At 70.0% G+C, this 17475-nt stretch carries 15 protein-coding genes and 1 tRNA gene; 2 read left to right on the top strand and 14 right to left on the bottom strand.

Translation table 11 applies throughout. From position 1 onward, the window contains the following. Positions 1 to 40 precede the first annotated feature (40 nt). Complete coding sequence (locus ACFQZQ_RS00835) at positions 41 to 649, top strand: DUF937 domain-containing protein (RefSeq protein WP_386810794.1); 609 nt, start codon at positions 41 to 43, stop codon at positions 647 to 649. Between the two features lie 7 nt (positions 650 to 656). Here the strand turns inward: ACFQZQ_RS00835 and ACFQZQ_RS00830 are convergent, their stop codons facing one another. The 8 genes from ACFQZQ_RS00830 to ffh all read right to left on the bottom strand — a co-directional run bounded on the left by ACFQZQ_RS00830 (position 657) and on the right by ffh (position 9721). After that, positions 657 to 1076 (bottom strand): RNA-binding S4 domain-containing protein, encoded by a 420-nt coding sequence (locus ACFQZQ_RS00830; RefSeq protein WP_386810793.1) that lies wholly within the window; start codon positions 1074 to 1076, stop codon positions 657 to 659. Between the two features lie 219 nt (positions 1077 to 1295). After that, the gene (gene rplS, locus ACFQZQ_RS00825; protein WP_386810792.1) at positions 1296 to 1697 is read right to left on the bottom strand and encodes a 50S ribosomal protein L19; all 402 of its coding nucleotides are present in this window, start codon (positions 1695 to 1697) and stop codon (positions 1296 to 1298) included. Between the two features lie 102 nt (positions 1698 to 1799). Next, positions 1800 to 2588 carry a tRNA (guanosine(37)-N1)-methyltransferase TrmD gene (gene trmD / locus ACFQZQ_RS00820; protein WP_386810791.1) on the bottom strand — a complete coding sequence of 263 codons (789 nt, stop codon included), beginning with the start codon at positions 2586 to 2588 and terminating at the stop codon, positions 1800 to 1802. Between the two features lie 76 nt (positions 2589 to 2664). After that, the gene (gene rimM / locus ACFQZQ_RS00815; RefSeq protein WP_386810790.1) at positions 2665 to 3180 is read right to left on the bottom strand and encodes a ribosome maturation factor RimM; all 516 of its coding nucleotides are present in this window, start codon (positions 3178 to 3180) and stop codon (positions 2665 to 2667) included. 52 nt (positions 3181 to 3232) lie between these two features. Continuing rightward, positions 3233 to 3490: a 30S ribosomal protein S16 gene (gene rpsP, locus ACFQZQ_RS00810; RefSeq protein WP_386811622.1), complete on the bottom strand. Its 258-nt coding sequence runs from the start codon at positions 3488 to 3490 to the stop codon at positions 3233 to 3235. 200 nt (positions 3491 to 3690) lie between these two features. Beyond that, positions 3691 to 6978, bottom strand: a complete 3288-nt coding sequence (locus tag ACFQZQ_RS00805; protein WP_386810789.1) for a S8 family serine peptidase — start codon at positions 6976 to 6978, stop codon at positions 3691 to 3693. Between the two features lie 348 nt (positions 6979 to 7326). Further along, a complete protein-coding gene (locus ACFQZQ_RS00800; RefSeq protein WP_386810788.1) occupies positions 7327 to 8247 on the bottom strand; it encodes a hypothetical protein in 921 nt (306 codons plus the stop codon). Between the two features lie 109 nt (positions 8248 to 8356). Beyond that, on the bottom strand, positions 8357 to 9721 hold the full coding sequence (gene ffh / locus ACFQZQ_RS00795; protein WP_386810787.1) for a signal recognition particle protein: 1365 nt from the start codon (positions 9719 to 9721) through the stop codon (positions 8357 to 8359). Positions 9722 to 10153: 432 nt separating this feature from the next. On the opposite strand from ffh, the gene ACFQZQ_RS00790 reads away from it, so the two are divergent. Continuing rightward, positions 10154 to 10945: a cytochrome C assembly family protein gene (locus ACFQZQ_RS00790; RefSeq protein ID WP_386810786.1), complete on the top strand. Its 792-nt coding sequence runs from the start codon at positions 10154 to 10156 to the stop codon at positions 10943 to 10945. A gap of 130 nt (positions 10946 to 11075) precedes the next feature. On the opposite strand, the gene radA is transcribed toward ACFQZQ_RS00790, so the two are convergent. The 6 genes from radA to ACFQZQ_RS00760 all read right to left on the bottom strand — a co-directional run bounded on the left by radA (position 11076) and on the right by ACFQZQ_RS00760 (position 17415). Next, complete coding sequence (gene radA / locus ACFQZQ_RS00785; protein ID WP_386810785.1) at positions 11076 to 12482, bottom strand: DNA repair protein RadA; 1407 nt, start codon at positions 12480 to 12482, stop codon at positions 11076 to 11078. 129 nt (positions 12483 to 12611) lie between these two features. Next, positions 12612 to 12812, bottom strand: a complete 201-nt coding sequence (locus tag ACFQZQ_RS00780; RefSeq protein ID WP_386810784.1) for a hypothetical protein — start codon at positions 12810 to 12812, stop codon at positions 12612 to 12614. A 160-nt stretch (positions 12813 to 12972) separates the two neighbouring features. Further along, the gene (locus ACFQZQ_RS00775; RefSeq protein WP_386810783.1) at positions 12973 to 14145 is read right to left on the bottom strand and encodes a HupE/UreJ family protein; all 1173 of its coding nucleotides are present in this window, start codon (positions 14143 to 14145) and stop codon (positions 12973 to 12975) included. Further along, positions 14142 to 15233 (bottom strand): tetratricopeptide repeat protein, encoded by a 1092-nt coding sequence (locus tag ACFQZQ_RS00770; protein ID WP_386811621.1) that lies wholly within the window; start codon positions 15231 to 15233, stop codon positions 14142 to 14144. Before ACFQZQ_RS00770 ends, ACFQZQ_RS00775 begins: the two co-directional genes overlap by 4 nt. A 123-nt stretch (positions 15234 to 15356) precedes the next feature. Next, positions 15357 to 16739, bottom strand: coding sequence for a DUF4331 domain-containing protein (locus ACFQZQ_RS00765; RefSeq protein ID WP_386810782.1), 1383 nt, complete (start codon positions 16737 to 16739; stop codon positions 15357 to 15359). A 600-nt stretch (positions 16740 to 17339) separates the two neighbouring features. Then, positions 17340 to 17415: transfer RNA gene (locus ACFQZQ_RS00760), tRNA-Thr, on the bottom strand. Positions 17416 to 17475 lie beyond the last annotated feature (60 nt).

Below are 17475 nucleotides of genomic sequence, written 5' to 3'. Positions count from 1 at the left end.
GCGCTACGATCGGGACCCCAAGCGCCCAGGACCAACCGCCATGACGACCCCGCTCAGCAACGACCTGCTCTCGCAACTGCAAGGCCAGCCGCTCGCACAGATGAGCAACCAGTTGGGGCTGTCGCCGGCGCAGACGCAGGACGCGGTGACCACGGCGCTGCCGCTGCTGCTCGGTGCGCTGGGGCGCAACGCCAGCCAGCCGCAGGGCGCCGAGGCCTTGTTCGGCGCCTTGCAGAAGGATCACGCCGGGCTGGATATCGGCAGCGTGCTCGGCGCGGTCATGGGCGGCGGCGGCCAGGGCGGGCAGATCCTGGAGCACATCTTCGGCGCGCGCCACGACACCGCGGCGCAGGGCCTGGGCACGGCGACGGGACTGGGTGGCAGCCAGGCGAATACCCTGCTCAAGATCCTCGCGCCGATCGTGCTGGCCTACCTCGCCAACCGGATGTTCTCGCAAGGCGCGTCGACCGCTCCGGCAACACCGCAGGGTCTGGGCAACGTGCTCGGCCAGGAGCGCGAGGCGATCCAGCAGCAAGGCGGTCTCGGCGGCGGCCTGCTCGGCTCGGTGCTGGACCAGGACGGCGACGGCCAAGTCGGCTTGGGCGACCTGCTCAAGATGGGCGGCGGCCTGCTCGGCGGCAAGCGCTGAGCACGCGCTACAGCGAGTCGATATCGCCCAACGCGCGGATCAGACGCCGCGCGCGCTTGTCGGGCTTGCTCTCCGGTGCGCTGTAGCCGGTGCGCTGCGCGACGCGCAGCGCGCGCGCCTGTTCGCGCTGCAGACGCGAGGCCTCGGTTTCCTCGTACAGCGCCTGGGCCACCTTGGCGGGACCGCGGCTGTCGCTAAGCGCGAGCACCTGCACCTCGAACACCTCCTCGCCGCGGGCGGCGCGCACGCCATCGCCGACACGCAGCGCGCGCGAAGCCTTCGCTCGCTGTCCGCCCACTTCGACCTTGCCGGTCTCGATGGAGTGCCGCGCCAGGCTGCGCGTCTTGTAGAAGCGCGCGGCCCACAGCCACAGGTCCAGGCGCACGCTGGCCGCTTCTGGCGGATTGGAAGGTGCTGTCGTCGTCATCGGTGCTGTCGTTGCCGGGCGAAGTGCTGCAAGTTGGCGCCATTGCGTTCTAGCGCATCCGACGTGATGCGGCGGTCTTGCCACACGCCATGCTTTTGCGCACCGGATCGAAAGAACGCGGTAGCGATAAACCCGACCGTACGACCAGCGCGCGGCCGCAACGCAAACGGCCGCCTTGCGGCGGCCGTCGGTTGCGCTTGCACGCAAGCAATCCAGGGATTACTTGGCAGCGGCGGCTTCGGCCTTGGCCTTGGCGTACGCGGCCAGGTCTTCCTTGATGCGCGCCTTCTTGCCTTCCAGGCCACGCAGGTAGTACAGCTTGCCGGCGCGGACCTTGCCGCGGCGCTTGACCTCGACCGAGTCGATGATCGCGCTGTGCGCCTGGAACACGCGCTCGACGCCGAAGCCGTGCGAGATCTTGCGCACGGTGAAGGCCGAGTTCAGGCCGCCGTTCTTCTTGGCGATGACCACGCCTTCGTAGGCCTGGACGCGCTCGCGGTTGCCTTCCTTGACCTTGACGTTGACGACCACGGTGTCGCCGGGGCTGAAGTCAGGCAGCTGGCGCTGGATCTGATCGGCTTCGAAGTTCTGCAGCAGCGTGTTGAGCGAGGGCTTGTTCATGGGACGGCCTGTTGGAGTAGTTGTAGCGCGAGTGCACGTGGACCCGCGTCTGGCTTTGGTGGAGCGAAGCCGCGCATTGTAGCGGAGATTTCCCTTGCGTGGCTAGGGGTTACGGTCTTTTTCCGACGCCGCCACGGGAATGGCCGGGGCGTCCGCGGCCGCGGCGTCGCGATAGGCGTCCAGCAGCCGGCGGTCCGCCTTGGACAGGGCCGCCTCGTCCAGCAACTCCGGGCGCCGTTGCGCGGTGCGGCCCAGTGCCTGCTGCCGGCGCCAGCGGGCAATGTCGGCATGGTTGCCAGACATCAGTACCGGCGGCACCGTCCCCAGTTCATGTTCGACTGGGCGGGTGTAATGCGGGCAATCGAGCAGGCCATCCTCGAAACTGTCCTGGACTGCCGATTCGGCGTCGTTGAGCACCCCGTCGCGCAGCCGCGCCACCGCATCGATCACCACTGCCGCGGCCAGTTCGCCACCGGACAGCACGTAGTCGCCGATTGACAGCTCCTCGTCGACTTCGGCCTGGACCAGGCGCTCGTCGATGCCCTCGTAGCGGCCGCACAGCAGGATCAGGCGCTCACGGGAGGCCAGTTCGCGCACCTTGGCTTGGGTCAGCGGCGCGCCCTGTGGGCTGAGGTAGATCACCTTGACCGGCGCCGGATCCGCCGCACGCGCCGCCGCCAGACTCGCGCGCAGCGGGTCGATCAGCATCACCATGCCAGGGCCGCCACCGAACGGACGGTCATCGACGCGTCGGTAGCTGCCTTCGGCGTAGTCGCGCGGGTTCCAGCCATGCAGCGACAACAGGCCGCGCTCCCCCGCCCGCCCGACCACGCCGAACGCCGCGCACTGCGCGACGAACTCGGGGAACAGGCTGATGACGTCGATGCGCATGGGCTAGACCTGTAGCGCCGAGCTTGCCCGGCTACGAAACCGCTGAGAACGCCGCTGATACCGGCGCTGAGGGCTGCTAGAAATCCGGATCCCAATCGACCGTGACCACACCGGCTTCGAAATCGACCGACGTGACGTACTGCGGCGTGATGAACGGGATCATGCGTTCGCGTTCGTCGTCGCGCGCGACCAGCACGTCGTTGGCACCGGTGGAGAACAGGTGCGCGACGGTGCCCAGCGAGACGCCATCGACCGTGACGACCCGCAGGCCCTCAAGGTCGACCCAGTAGTACTCGCCCGGCTGCGGCGGCGGCAACGCCGAACGCGGCACGTAGATCTCGGTACCGCGCATCGCCTCGACCACGTCGCGGTCGGTGATGTCGGGCCAGGTCGCGATCAGGAACTTGCCACTTTCGCGGCCGCGCACGCCGGACAGCTCGTGCTCGCGCCCCTGCGGGTCGCGCACGATCCAGGGCTGGTAGCGGAAGATCGCGGCGCGCGGCTCGGTCCAGGACTCGAGTTTCGCCTCGCCACGAATACCAAAGGCGCCCAGCACCCTGCCCAACAGGATGCGGCGCCCGGTATCGTTCATGTGCAGATGGCCGCGTGGGGCATCCCGGTCGGGAGCCGACGCGGCCTGCCGATCAGGCAGCCGGAGCGGCCTTCGCCGCTTCCTTGACCAGCACGGCGACCTTGTCGGTCAGCTGCGCGCCGTTGGCAACCCAGTGCTTGACACGCTCGAGGTTCAGCTCGACGCGCTTCTCGCCGCCGGTCGCGACCGGGTTGTAGAAACCCACGCGCTCGATGTTGCGGCCGTCGCGGGCGCTGCGGCTGTCGGTGACGATGATGTGGTAGAAGGGACGCTTCTTGGCGCCACCACGGGTAAGGCGGATCTTGACCATCTGCTGCAGTTCCTGTGTTGCCCAGTCGCCGGACGTGGCGAGGTAAGCCGGGCATTCTAGACCATTGATCAATAGAGGGAAACCCGCTGGGGTGCCTTCCGGCGGAGTGCGCCCGCAAACGAAAAAACGCCGGGCCCCGACAGGGCCCGGCGTTTGTTCGTTAACGAGGGCGGGACGACCAGCGCCCCGCCCCACAGCACCTACGGCGACGTCACCGTGAGTTTCACCGGCACGCCCAGCAAGGCCAGCGCCGGGTCGTTGCTGGCCAGGCAGACGCGACCGGTGTAGCTACCCGGCGCCAACCCCGCGGTATTGACGGCGACCGTCAGCGCGGTGGATTGCGAACCGCGCAGCGAACCGGCGCTGGGCACCACCGCACCCAGCCACGATGCACCGCACGCGACCACGCCGTTGGCCTCGAACGCCTGGCCCGGGAAGCCGGCAATCGGGCTCCAGGGGGTAGCGGTGCTGGGCTGAATCACCTGGGCGTTGCTGCCCGAGGCCTGGTTCGACCGGTACCAGGCCCAGCGGTTGGCGAGCGAACTGCGCACGTTGACCACCAGCCAGTACTTGCCCGGCGGCAGGTCGACCTGCTGCCCGGCCAGGGTCGGGTCGAACATCAGCCAGTTGCCGGCCGAACCCATGCCTGGGCCGTTGGGCGCGGTGGTGTAGCTCCAGACGGCCAGGTTCGGGGCGGTTTCCGGGTTGCCAGCCGGCACGCCGTTGGCATCCGGGTAGATCGACCAGGTGACGCTCTGGGCGGTCGTGGCGACCGGGAGCCCGGACACGGTGAAGCCATTCGCCGACAGGAAGTTCAGGCGCGTCGGCTCCAGGACCTGGAAATCATCCGCGCCGTAGATGCCCAGCCCCAGGTCGGTGATGAACGTGCTAACCGTCCCGCTGGTGACGCCCGCGTTGGATGCCGCATGCAGCACGGTGCTGACCGGCTTGCTGTTGTCGAGATTCCAGTTCAGCAGGCCGCCACCGGCGTTCCTGAGGTCGAACGCGACCTGGCCGTTCTGGCCTGCCGGCAGCGACAGGTTGACGTTGGGCGAGGCCTCGATCCGCGGCGCCGGGACCGCGACCCCGAGCGGCAGGTGCAGGTCCGGGGCGCGGTGGCTGGCGTGGGTCGCCAGCACCAGGTTGCCGAATGTCCAGCTCGCATTGGCCGGCAGCTGGCTGCTGTCGATGGTGACCGTCACTTCGACCTTCTCGTTGCCCTTGATCTTGAACGAGGCCGGCGAGACGGTGCCCTGTACGCCTTCCAGCTTCACGTTCCAGGTCATGTTGGGCGTGCGCGTGCTGCGGAACGTGCGCTTGAAGGTGCAACGGTCGATGCAGCGCGGGTTGTTGTAGCTGGGCAGGTTGAGCTGGTTGACCTGGCCGCCGGTGACCGGGTTGGCGGCCTGGTAGTTGGCGGTGGTCTCGTCCATGACCAGACCCGCGCGCGCGGCGTCGTCGACCTGAATGCGACCGGCCCCGCGGGCCAGCGGATCGGCCGCGGTGACGCCGTCTTCCTTCAGCACCGCTTGCTTGGCGGTCATCATCAGCGCCGACTTGATCTCCGCGGCGGTCCACGACGGGTACAGCTGGCGCAGCAGGCCGGCGGCGCCGGCGACGTGCGGCGACGACATCGAGGTGCCGTTGAGCAGCCCGACCGCGTTCTCGAAGCCGGTGATGGTCGAACCGGCGACTGCGGCGAGGATCGCCACGCCCGGCGCGGCCACGTCCGGCTTGATCAGGTCGTAGTTGGCCGGCCCGCGCGAGCTGAAGGCCCCCAGCTGGTCCGGCGTGTTGGCCAGGACCGTAGCCGGGAACGGAATCGCCGCGGTGGCGTTGGGCGCACCGGCGGCGAAATCGCGCAACGCATTGCCGCTGACCTGCAGGATGCCGAACGCCGGCACCGTCGTGCCCGGCACCGACGGGATGATCGCGCCGGCCGCGTTGTTGGCGATGACCACGGCGATCGCGCCGGCCGCGGCGGCATTGTTGGTCTTGATGGTGAACGAACAGGTGCCGCGACGGACCACCGCGATCGCACCCTGGAAGGTGTTGGCCGGAAACGCCGCGCAGCCGTCGGCCGCGGTGTCGATCCCGGCGCTGACCCGGATCGGCGTGCTGCCCGGAATCGAGGCCGTATGCGCGACGCCGCTACCACCAGGGCTGAGCACGATGCCCACCACGTTGGCCGGCGGCGTGCCCGGACCGGTGACGTTGAGCAGGAACTCGAAGCCGCCGCGACCGTGCTGCAACGCCGCGACCGTGGTCACCCACGGCTCGACGTGGCCGAGCGTGTTAGCGGCCGGGCCGGAATTGCCCGCCGACGCGGCAACGAAGATGCCCGCGTTGGTCGCGGCGAGGAAGCCCAGCGACACCGCCTCGCTCCACGGATTGACGCCGCCACCGATCGAGTAGTTGATGACGTCCACGCCATCGGCCATCGCCTGGTTGACCGCGGCCACCGCCGAGACGTTCGGGCACAGGCCGTTACCATCGCTCAGGCGCGTGTAGCAGATGTCGTACGCGATCAGGTTGCCGTGCGGCGCCACGCCGGAAATCTCGCGCTGCACGCCGCGGAAGGTCGCGCTGCGGTGGTTGCCCGCCGCGGTCGACGCGGTGTGGCTGCCGTGGCTGTTGTTGTCGCCGAAGCCCGGCTCCTCGCCGATGCCGGCCACGCCGCAGGTGTTGCCCGGCGCGCCGCAGACGAAGTCGTAGCCGCCGATCAGCTTGTCGTTGCAACGGCCTTGGTCGACACCACCGGGCGCGCAGGTGCCCAGGTAGTTGCCGGAACCGAACGGGTTGACGTGGCGGTAGCCGTCACCGCCGACCGCGGCGAACGACGGGCTGCCGAAATTGATGCCCGAGTCGAGGATGCCGTACACCATGCCCTCGCCCTTGGCATTGCGCGGGCCGCGATGACGGTCCTCGCCCGCGACCTGGCCCGGCGGCAGGCCGGTGCCGCGCTGCCAGACCGCGGTGGCGCCGATGAAGTCCGGGCCGGTGTCGGTATCGACTTCGTACTCGCGGTAGGGCTCGACCAGCACCACGTCGGGAAGCTGCGCGAGCGCTTCGGCCTCGGCCGTCGACAGTTCGGTGATCACGCCATTGAACACGTGCTGCATGCGCAGCTTGACCTGGACCTCGCGGCCGACGGCACGTTCCATCCGCGCTTCGTGGCCGTGCTGGCGAAGCGCCAGGTCGGCGACGTAGGCGCGCGCTTCCTGGCTGGCCACGTCGATGCGGCCCTTGCCCTCGCCCTTGCGGCGCGGGGCCGGCAGGCCGGGACGCTTGCCGGTGTAGTTGGCCAGCGCCGGTTCGGCGAAACCGACGATGTACGGCTGGGTGTCGCCGTGGTCGTCGGCGGCCGCCGCCAGCGGTTGTGGCGGGTCACCGGAAGGTTGCGAGGGCGGCGACTGCGCCGCGGCCGCCGATACCACGACCAAAAACGCCGTCCCGAGGACGACGCCCAATCTTGCTGCTGAAAACATCGGAATTCCCCTTGCGCAGTCGAACAGGGCGACTCGACGTTGCCATTGCGGCAACGAAGGTCGGCGGTAGGTACCGCTTCCTCCCCCTGTCCTCCCGCGCGACAACCGATGGTCCGGCTGCGCAAGGGAACCGCGCCGAAGCAAGCGCGATGGGCCGAAGATAGGAGGCTGGCACGGTCGGCGCAAGCTGCGTCGCGCCAAATTTTTCTGAACGCGCTGGCGACGGAATCGAGCCCCGTTTCCGGCCATGCGCCGCGCCACTGGCCTGACTTGCTTGCGCAATCGGCCGCGTGCGCGCGGCGCAGCCGCGGTCGGCGGAACCTCCGATCCCGCCGCGCTTGCGGTCCCTCAATCCAGGTAGCGAATCGTGCCGCGCAAGGCCGCGGCCGAGCCGCTGCAGCGGTAGACGAAGGTGGCGCGCAGGTTCTGGATCGCACCGGCGCCGTTGACCTTCATCGACTGGATCTCGAGCTTGCCGCTGGGATTCGCGCAGGCCGGCGCCATCGCCCCCAGCCCCCGGCGGATGCGCAAGCTGGCATGGTCCGGATCGGCGGCATCACTGGTCTGGTAAGTCTTCGCCTTCAGCGGCTGGCCCGTGGGCGGCGCGACCGAGATGCGCCAGGTGTCCTTGAGCACCGAGGCCTGGTACTCGAACCCGTCCGCGACCGTGCCATCAAGCGTGAACACGCTAGTGTCGCCATGGTTGGCCTGCGCGATCGCACCCCAGGCGAACGCCGGACTGGCGTTGAGCAGCAGCGACAGCGGCCTGGCCTGGTAGCGGATCAAACCGCCCAGCGCGGGCGCGTTCGCCGAACCCAGGCGCTGGGTGAACGTCGCTTCCAGCGACGTCAGGTTGCCCTCCGCGTCGTAGTCGATCTGGCGGATCGCGAACGAACCGAACAGGTTGTCGATGCCCTGGCTGTCGCTGCACACCGGGTTGTTGTCGGTGATGCCCATGCCCGGCGCACGGCCCATGCGCAACCCGAGCGGGCAGCCGGCGTTGGTGTAGACGCCCGGCCCCAGGGTTTCGCCGGCGGGTGCCTCGAAGCGCAGGTACCAGGCGTCACCGGGGCCGGCGACCGTCACGTTGATCGCCTTGCCGTCGCCATTTGCCAGGAACACCGAGTCCGCGGGCAGGAACACGCGGTCGTAGCCGCTGGCGTCGTTGTGGATGCTGAGGATGGACTGCGCCGGCGCCTGGGTGCTGGCGGCCAGCAAGATGGCGGCCGCGGCCACTGCGCGCGCGGCGGGTTTCAACGTCGTGTTCATAGACCCCTCTGAGGGAAGTGCAGCCACTGACCGGCGGTCAGTGCCCCTGCACCGTCTATCTACGCCGCGACTCGCGAGAGTCGGCCACCGTCGCGGTGGCCGCGATGGCTCACATGCGGAAACCGCCCGCGCCGCCCATCATTCCCTTCATGCCGCGCATCATTCCCTTGATTCCGCCGCGGCCGAGCTTGCCCATCATCTTCTCCATCTGCTGGAACTGCTTCATCAGCTTGTTGACGTCGGCCGGCGTCATGCCCGAACCGCGGGCGATGCGCGCGCGACGTGAACCGTTCAGCAGCGCCGGGTTGCGGCGCTCCTTCTTGGTCATCGAGTTGATGATCGCGACCATGCGCGGCACTTCGCGGCCGGTGACCTGCGCCTTCACCGCATCGGGGATCTGGCCCATGCCCGGCAGCTTGTCCATCAGGCCACTGATGCCGCCCATGTTCTGCATCTGCTCGAGTTGGTCGCGCATGTCGTTGAGGTCGAACTTCTTGCCCTTGGCGACCTTCTCGGCGAGCTTGGCCGCCTTGTCCTTGTCGACCTGCTGCTCGACCTGCTCGACCAGCGACAGCACGTCGCCCATGTCGAGGATGCGGCTGGCGATGCGCTCGGGATGGAACACGTCGAGGCCGTCGGGCTTCTCGCTGACGCCGATGAACTTGATCGGGCGGCCGGTCACGTAGCGCACCGACAATGCGGCGCCGCCACGCGCGTCGCCATCGGTCTTGGTCAGCACCACGCCGGTCAGCGGCAGCGCCTCGCTGAAGGCCTTGGCGGTGACCGCGGCGTCCTGGCCGGTCATCGAGTCGACCACGAACAAGGTCTCGATCGGATTCACCGCGGCGTGCAGCGCCTTGATCTCGACCATCATCGCCTCGTCGATCGCGAGGCGGCCGGCGGTGTCGACGATCAGCACGTCGACGAACGACTTGCGTGCGTCGTCGATCGCGGCGCGGACGATGGCTTCGGGCTTCTGCTCGGCGGTCGACGGGAAGAACAGCACGTCGACCTGCTGCGCCAGCGTCTTCAACTGCTCGATCGCGGCCGGGCGGTAGACGTCGGCGCTGACCACCATCACCTTCTTCTTGCGCTTGTCCTTCAGATGCTTGGCAAGCTTGGCGACGGTCGTGGTCTTGCCCGCGCCCTGCAGGCCGGCCATCAGGATCACCGCCGGCGCCGGCACGTTGAGGTTGAGGTCGCTGGCCTGCGCGCCCATGACCGCGGTCATCTCGTCGCGCACGATCTTGATCAGAGCCTGGCCGGGGGTCAGCGACTTGAGCACTTCCTGACCGACCGCGCGCACCTTGATGCGTTCGATCAGTGCCTGCACCACCGGCAGCGCGACGTCGGCCTCGAGCAGCGCGATGCGCACCTCGCGCAGGGATTCCCGAATGTTCTCCTCGGACAGGCGGCCGCGGCCGCGCAGGCGCTCGATGGTGCCGGACAGGCGCTGGGTCAGGGATTCGAACATGGGTTCCTCGGGGTCTCTCGCCGCGGCCGCGCGCATTGGCCGGCCACGGGGCAGTCGTTGATCTGGGCGCGGATTATAAGCCGCGCCGCGCCAGGCAGCCCTTCCTTTGCGACAGGCCTCCAACGCGCCGCCGCGCGCTGAGTTACCGCGCTAAGCAGAGACCCCCTTGAGACGGGCCCCCAACGCGCCGCCGCGCGCTGCGATACGCCCTTGCGACAGCCAAGCAGCACCGCAGGGCGGGTTTCAACCCGCCATTGCCCTGCACCACGTCCCGGCATGGCGGATAACAACCGGGATTGCGATTCCTCGCGACCTTGTGCGGACGGGATGGCGGGTTGAATCCCGCCCTACACACTTCATACCGGCCTCGGCGGTGTGGTTCGCGGCCGCAGCCGCTCCTACAGGCGGCAGCGCCTATGCGACACTGGCTCGATGACAATCGTTCTCATCGCCGTCGCCCTCTACCTCGTCGCCGCGGCGCTGCTGGTTGCCGACGTGCGCCGCGATGGCGACCGCCGCGCGCGCACCTGGCTGCTCCCCGCGAGCCTCGCGCTGGCGCTGCATGCGGCCGCGCACGTGCTGGCGTGGCGCGCAGCGGGCGGCGCCGACCTGCATTTCTTCGCTGCGCTGTCGCTGGTCGGGCTGGGCATGGCGGTGCTGACCTCGCTGGTCGGCGGCTCCGGGCGCATGGCGGCGCTGGGCGTGCTGGTGTTCCCGCTCGCCGCTCTGACCCTGCTGGGCTACCACCTGCAGGGCCACGAACCGCCGCGCCCGCTCGACTGGCGCCTGCAACTGCACGCCTGGTTCGCCCTGCTCGCCTACGCGACGCTGGCGGTGGCGGCGTTGCTGGCAATGATGTCGTGGCTGCAGGAGCGCGCATTGCGGCGGCGCGAGTTCCACCGCTGGCTGCGCGCGATGCCGCCGCTGGTCGAACTGGAAACGCTGCTGTTCCGCACGATCGCGGTGGGCTTCGTGCTGCTGACCGCGACCTTGCTGACCGGCGTGCTGTTCGTCGAGAACCTGCTGGCCCAGCACCTGGTCCACAAGACCGCGCTGAGCGTGCTGTCGTGGCTGGCGTTCGGTGCGCTGCTGCTGGGCCGCTGGCGCTACGGCTGGCGCGGCGCAACCGCGGTGCGCTGGACGCTGACCGCAATGGCGCTGCTGGTGCTGGCGTTCTTCGGCAGCAAGTTCGTGCTGGAGCTGGTGCTAGACCGGCCGCTGTAAACGCGTTTCGCTGGCGCGTCGGGGCGCATCACACTGGGGTAGGAGCGGCTTCAGCCGCGAGCTTTACCGAAAAGCCGCGGCGAAAAAGCAGTTGCCCGGTCGCGGCTGAAACCGCTCCTACGACGCGCGCTCAGGCCGCTTCAAGCGCCTCGGCCAGCCGCTCCACCCCGATCACCTGCATCTCGCCGATCCGCCCGCCCTTGGGCGCATTCGCCTTGGGCACGATCGCGCGCTTGAAGCCGTGGGTCGCCGCTTCCTTGAGGCGGTCCTCGCCGTTGGGCACCGGCCGGATTTCGCCCGACAACCCGACTTCGCCGAACACCACCGTGTGCTCGCTCAGCGGCCGGTCGCGCAGCGACGACAGCACCGCCAGCAGCACCGGCAGGTCGGCCGCGGTTTCCTGCACGCGGATACCGCCGACGACATTGACGAACACGTCCTGGTCACCGACACCGACGCCGCCGTGGCGGTGCAGCACCGCCAGCAGCATCGCCAGCCGGTTCTGTTCCATGCCGACCGCGACCCGGCGCGGGTTCGACAGCGGCGAGGCGTCGACCAGCGCCTGCACCTCGACCAGCAGCGGCCGCGTGCCCTCGCGGGTGACCATCACGCAGCTGCCCGGCTGCGGCGTGCGGCTGCCGGACAGGAAGATCGCCGACGGATTCGAGACCTCCTTCAGGCCGCGCTCGCCCATCGCGAACACGCCCAGCTCGTTGACCGCGCCGAAGCGGTTCTTGAACGCGCGCAGCACCCGGAAGCGGCTGCCGCTTTCGCCCTCGAAGTACAGCACCGCGTCGACCATGTGCTCGAGCACGCGCGGGCCGGCGATGCCGCCCTCCTTGGTGACGTGGCCGACCAGGAACACCGCGGTGCCGGTCTCCTTGGCGTAACGCACCAGCCGCGCGGCGCTCTCGCGCACCTGGCTGACCGAGCCCGGCGCGGCGCTGAGCTCCTCGGTCCACAGGGTCTGCACCGAGTCGGCGACGATCAGGCTCGGGCGCATCTTGGCGGCGTGTTCGAGGATGCGTTCGACCCCGGTTTCGGCCAGCGCGTGCACGCCGTCGAGCGGCAGGCCGAGCCGCGACCCGCGCCCGGCGACCTGCGCCAGCGACTCCTCGCCGGTGACGTACAGGCCCGGCATGTCCTGCGCCATCTTGCAGATCGCCTGCAGCAGCAACGTCGACTTGCCGATGCCCGGGTCGCCGCCGACCAGCACCACCGCGCCGGGCACCAGGCCGCCGCCGAGCACGCGGTCGAACTCGCCGATGCCGGTGCTGACGCGCGCGTCCTCGGTGTGGCGCACGTCCTTGAGCGCGGTGACCGCCGGCGCGTCGACCTTGCCGGTCCAGGTGCTGCGCCGCGACACCGCCGGGCCAGCCTTGTTCGCCGCCGGCTCCACGACGAACTCGCTGAGCGTGTTCCACACCCCGCACTCGCCGCACTGGCCCTGCCACTTGCCGTGGTCGGCGCCGCATTCGGAACAGACGTAGGCGGTGCGGGCGGCTTTGGCGGCGGACTTGCTGCTGGGCTTGTTCATGGGTGGGGCTTGAGGGCGATGACGCATCGTAGCGGGCGGGCGTCGCGTGGGGCGAGACCGGTGGTGGTTCGCAGGTCGGGGCGACCCGGCGGCGATGGCCGTCCGGAGACGGCCGCTATCGCAGGCCGATCACTCGAGTGACTGATTTCCCTCGGCGACGCGTGATTTCCACTCGAGCGCCAGTGATTTTCGCTCGGCGACGAGTGATTTCCGCTCGCCCGCGAGTGATTTCTGCTCGGCGACGAGTGATTTCCGCTCGCCCGCAAGTGATTTCTGCGCGCCGACGAGTGATTTTGACTCGCGCGCGAGTGATTTCAGGCGGCGCAGCAAGGTAGGGCGGGTTTTAACCCGCCGTTGGGGGCGGCCCCGAGCCGGCGGGTTAAAACCCGCCCTACCCGACCCGCTCCTACAGCCACCAGCGAGGTAGGGCGGGCCCTGGCCCGCCTTCCGGACGCGTCGCCACTCCCCAAATGGCGGGCCGGGGCCCGCCCTACCCCAGCCGCTGCCACAGCCACCAGCCCGCCAGTCCCGCCACCGCCAGAGACAGCCCCGGCAGCACCCACCGCGAATACCAGCCATGGCGGCGCAACGCGAACAGCAGCGGCAGCAGCAGCGCGACCACCGCCAGCTGCCCCAGCTCGACCCCGAGGTTGAAGCCCAGCAGCGCCCGCAGCCGCGCGCCGTCGGGCAGGCCCAGCTCGCCCAGCGCGCCGGCGAAGCCGAACCCGTGCACCAGCCCGAAGCCGAACCCGACCAGCCACAGCCGCCGCGTGACCACCGGCCAGACGTTGTTGAGCGCGGCCAGCAGCACGCTGGCGGCGATCGCGGCCTCGACCACGCGGCCGGCCGGGGTGACCCACCCGAGCGCGGCCAGCGTCAGGGTGACCGAGTGCGCGAGCGTGAACGCCGTGACGATGCCGAGCACGTGGACGAAGCCGCTGCGCAGGCCCGGCGCCGGCTGCCAATGGTCGCCACGGCGCAGCAGCGCGGCCGGCAGCAGCAGGCACAGCAGGAATGCGAGGTGGTCGTAGCCGATCAGGATGTGGTGGACGCCTTCGCGCAGGAAATCGGCGAACACCTGGCCACGGCTGCCTTCGCTTACGGTGCGCGCGGCTAGCGCGGCCGCGGCATCGCGGCCATTCGCAGGCGCGCCGCGGTCGCTCGCGCGCAGCACCGAGGCGCTAACCCGCTCGCCGCGGCGCACGGTCAGCAACGCGCGGTGCTGCGGGTCGCGGTCCATCAGCAGGCGGTAGGCCACCTTCGGTGCTCCGGCGTCCGGGCAGCGCGCGGTCCATTGCAAGGTGGCGTAGGCGCCGTCGTCGTAGCGGCGCGTCGCCAGCCCGGCCGGGTGCAGCGTGCAGGCGCCGCTGCGGGTCGACAGCGCGAGCCCCGACCGCGCCCAGGGCTCGAGTTCGCCGTGCAGCGCGCGCAACTCGCCCCAGGTGATGCGCTCGTCGCGGTTGGCGTCGAGCGGCAGGCTCAGGGCGATGTCGCGCAACGCCAGGTCGAGCTCCACGCGGATCGGGGCGGCGTCGTCCGGCACCTGGATGTCGAGGTGCGCCACCGACAGCGTGTGCGCGCGCGCTGGGGCTGCCACCGCGAGCCAAGCCAGCAGCGCCAGCCCGGCGGCGAGCGGTGCCGCGCACGCGCCGCGCCGGTTCATCGCACCTCCGCGGGCAACGGCCGCAGGTCGAGGCGCTGCGCCCTCGCCCATGCGTGCAGCGGCTGCAGCGCCTCGGGTCGGTTCGCGGCGTGCGACGCGCGACGCAACAGCGCGACGTCCTCGCGGTCGCGCTGGCTGGCGAAGTTGCGCTGCGCCAGCGGCAGTGCGGCCGCGGCGTCGCCGCGCAGGGTCAGTTCGAACTCGGCCTCGTCGCGCAGGTCGGGCTCGCTGCCGGCCGCGCGCGCAAGCCGGTAGCGCCGCGCGAGGCTTTCGATCAAGGCCGGCGCGGTGTCGAGCCGCGCCGCGTGCGCGGCCAGCGCGCGCTCCAGCAGCAGGTGGTCGCTGTCGGCGGTGTCGACGAGCAAGGCGTGCGCCTCGCGCGGCCGCCGGGTTTCGCGTAGGTGCCGGGAATACGCGGCCAGCGTGCGCACGTCATCGGACGCGGCCGCGAGCGCGCGCCGGAACCAGGCATCGGCCACGTCGGTGTTGACGGAGTCAACCTCCGCGGCGGCCTCGGCGCGCATCACCAGCGCATGGCGGCGGCTGGGGTCGCGTGGTCCGGCCTGCTGCAGCCAGCGGTCGAGCAGCTGTGCGGCCCGCGCCGCGTCGTCGCGACGGTGCGCGAGCGCCGCCGCGCACAGCAGCCCGCCGGCGGCATCGACGCTGAGCGCGAGCGTCGCGCACTCCGCGCGCGCCGCATCCAGGCGCCCCTGCACCAGCCACACCTGCGCGCGCATCAGCCGTGCATCGCCATCGCGCGGGTCGCGCTGGACCAAGCGCGCGAGCAGCGCCAGCGACGCCGGAAAGTCGTGCCGGTACTGCGCCGCGTACGCGCGGGCGCGCAGCACCGCCGGGGTGTCGTCGGCCGCCGGCCAGCGTGCCAGCGCGGCTTCGGCGCGCGCCACCAGGCGCGCATCGCCGCTGCGCGCGGCGGTGGCGAGCAGGCGTTCGATCTGCGCCTGCGGCAACGGCGCGTTGGCGCGCGCCGGCATCAGCTGGGCGTAGCCCCGCGGCAGGCGCTCGAGCACCGCGTCGGCGCGGGCGGGAACGACGGCCGGCGGCCGCTGCGCGGAGGCGGCGGAGGCCATCGCCACGGCGAGTGCGAACCCCAGCCCCAGGACCAGTCGCGACGTTCGCGAACGCTGCCAGGCGGCGTGGCCGCCGCCTGGCCCTCGTGACGCTCCGTTCATGGCCGCGCGCCGGTCGCCCGGTCAGTTGCTCGGCGAGCCCGGCAGCGGCGTGTTGAGGTACGGGAACGTGCTGCGGAACTCGTTGGCACTGAGCGCCGCGCCATCGGTGTACGGCAACTGCCCGGACGGCGCGTCGGCCGCCGACAGCAGCACGCCCATCGCCACGCGCAACTCGATGTCGACCACGTCGTCGCCGGGGCGGCGCCCGTTCGGGAACCCGGCCACGTCGCCGGCCAGCACGCCCAGGGTCTGCTGCTCGGCCGCCGGTTTCGGCGCGATCGAGGTGTTGAGCCGCATCATCTCCGCCGCGCGCACGCCGGCCGGCTGGTTCAGGCCCGGCACGCCGGTCAGGAACGCGGCCACCAGGTCGGTGCGCGGGAACAGGTTCGGCGCCTGCACCCCCGGGAACAGCGCCTCGATCAGCTCCGGCAACGTCGGGTTGGTCACGTACTGGGCGAAGCGCGCGTCGTTGCGCGGTTCGGACGCGTTGAAGCGGTCCTTGTCGGGCAGGCCGATGATGACCTCGTTGACCAGCGGCGCCGACAGACGAGACACCTGGGCGTAACGCGCGCTGCCGCGGAACGGCAGGCTGGCCGTGGTCCACGCGCCGATGATCGGGCTGCCGCCGTCGGTCAGGCAGGCGATCGGCACCTCAAGGGCAATCGTGGTGATGTTCTTGTCGTCGATGATGTTGCGCTCGCCGTCGGGCGGCCCGACCGGGTTGGTATTGATCAGGTCGAACACCTCGCCCAGGTTGACTGCGAAGCCTTCCTTGCGCTGCCCGGCGAACACCCGCGCCTCCCCCGCGCAGCCGTCGATCGCGGCGCGGTAGATGTGGCGGTCGGCATAGGCGGCGTAGTCGGGAATCGACTTGTTGCCGATGTTGTCGAACGGCTTGTAGAAGAAGTTGGCGTCCAGGCTCAGGTTGCGCGCGAGCTTCGGTTGGCGGCGCTCGCGCACGCTCGCGAACGCGTACGACTCGATCACGTTGCGGTTGCCCTCCTGCGCCGGACTGGAGCCGAACGGGCCGATGTTGCTCAACGGCACCGCGACGTTCACGCCGTTGACCGGCACGGTGAGCCCGCGCAGGTTGTTGGCGAAGCGGAAGTGGAACGTCAGGTCCTCGCGCGCGTCGCCGTCGTTGTCGATGTGGATGCTGTACAGCGCGTCCTCGTCCATCAGGAAGTAGTTCGGGCCGCCGTACGGGTCCTGCAACGGCTGGAAGTTCGCGAGCAGGGTCACGTACCCCGCGCGCCCGGCCTCGTAGCTGCGGAACAGGTAGAAGTCGGTGTTGTCGACCTTCGGGGTCTTGGTGATCAACGGCGCTTCGCGATGGCTCGACCCGATCGCGACGCCGCCCAGCATCAGACCCGCAAGGGCTATGGCGATGGCTGTGCGCTTCATGACTGAAATCCTGCATGGGTGCGGACGCGGGGGCGCCCGCCGGATGAATGCCCGCGCGCCCGGGGCCACGCCAGTCCAAACGGCGGGGCTGAAAGGCGTCGCGCGGCGATTCATCCGGGACTACGGACGGTGGATGGGAGCGGATGCAGCCGTCGGTCTGGCGGCGGCCGAATCGCACCTGCTCGGGTATCACCAACTGCCCCACGGCACGGCCAGGCAGGCGATCGCACCGCGCTGGTTCGATCGGCGCGGCTAGGTGCGCCGATGCGGCACATGAACGCGCGGATGCAAACGCCGGGAAAGCATGAAGGCCCGCCTAGGCGAGCCTTTTGAAGCAGCGATCCGGAAGGCGTCTGGCCTTCGGATGGTGTGCGTCAGCGGTTGGCTTGCTGACCCGGAAAGCGAAAAGCCCGCCAGAGCGGGCTTCTCGATTGTTTGATCCGGAGGGCGTCTGGCCTTCGGATGGGGTGCGTCAGCGGTTGTCTTGCTGACCCCGAAAGCGAAAAGCCCGCCAGAGCGGGCTTCTCGATCGTTTGATCCGGAGGCCGTCTGGCCTTCGGAGGGGGTTGCGTCAGCGGTTGTCTTGCTGACCCAATCACGTGGTGCCGGAAATAGGAATCGAACCTACGACCTACGCATTACGAATGCGCCGCTCTACCAACTGAGCTATTCCGGCGAATCTGGGGTCCGGCCGTCGATCGCCGGGCGCTTGCTGGGATCCGCAAGGGATGCGGAT

Origin of the sequence: Lysobacter koreensis (assembly GCF_042677045.1) — a bacterium.
GTDB classification, from domain to species: domain Bacteria; phylum Pseudomonadota; class Gammaproteobacteria; order Xanthomonadales; family Xanthomonadaceae; genus Lysobacter_K; species Lysobacter_K koreensis.
The sequence above is the reverse complement of the archived record's forward strand: the minus strand, read 5'-3'. Positions and strand labels throughout refer to the sequence as shown.

Coding starts and splice junctions, on each gene's coding strand:
- ACFQZQ_RS00835 (WP_386810794.1), top strand. CDS start 41: ATGACGACCCCGCTCAGCAACGACCTGCTCTCGCAACTGCAAGGCCAG.
- ACFQZQ_RS00830 (WP_386810793.1), bottom strand. CDS start 1,076: ATGACGACGACAGCACCTTCCAATCCGCCAGAAGCGGCCAGCGTGCGC.
- rplS (WP_386810792.1), bottom strand. CDS start 1,697: ATGAACAAGCCCTCGCTCAACACGCTGCTGCAGAACTTCGAAGCCGAT.
- trmD (WP_386810791.1), bottom strand. CDS start 2,588: ATGCGCATCGACGTCATCAGCCTGTTCCCCGAGTTCGTCGCGCAGTGC.
- rimM (WP_386810790.1), bottom strand. CDS start 3,180: ATGAACGATACCGGGCGCCGCATCCTGTTGGGCAGGGTGCTGGGCGCC.
- rpsP (WP_386811622.1), bottom strand. CDS start 3,490: ATGGTCAAGATCCGCCTTACCCGTGGTGGCGCCAAGAAGCGTCCCTTC.
- ACFQZQ_RS00805 (WP_386810789.1), bottom strand. CDS start 6,978: ATGTTTTCAGCAGCAAGATTGGGCGTCGTCCTCGGGACGGCGTTTTTG.
- ACFQZQ_RS00800 (WP_386810788.1), bottom strand. CDS start 8,247: ATGAACACGACGTTGAAACCCGCCGCGCGCGCAGTGGCCGCGGCCGCC.
- ffh (WP_386810787.1), bottom strand. CDS start 9,721: ATGTTCGAATCCCTGACCCAGCGCCTGTCCGGCACCATCGAGCGCCTG.
- ACFQZQ_RS00790 (WP_386810786.1), top strand. CDS start 10,154: ATGACAATCGTTCTCATCGCCGTCGCCCTCTACCTCGTCGCCGCGGCG.
- radA (WP_386810785.1), bottom strand. CDS start 12,482: ATGAACAAGCCCAGCAGCAAGTCCGCCGCCAAAGCCGCCCGCACCGCC.
- ACFQZQ_RS00775 (WP_386810783.1), bottom strand. CDS start 14,145: ATGAACCGGCGCGGCGCGTGCGCGGCACCGCTCGCCGCCGGGCTGGCG.
- ACFQZQ_RS00770 (WP_386811621.1), bottom strand. CDS start 15,233: ATGGCCTCCGCCGCCTCCGCGCAGCGGCCGCCGGCCGTCGTTCCCGCC.
- ACFQZQ_RS00765 (WP_386810782.1), bottom strand. CDS start 16,739: ATGAAGCGCACAGCCATCGCCATAGCCCTTGCGGGTCTGATGCTGGGC.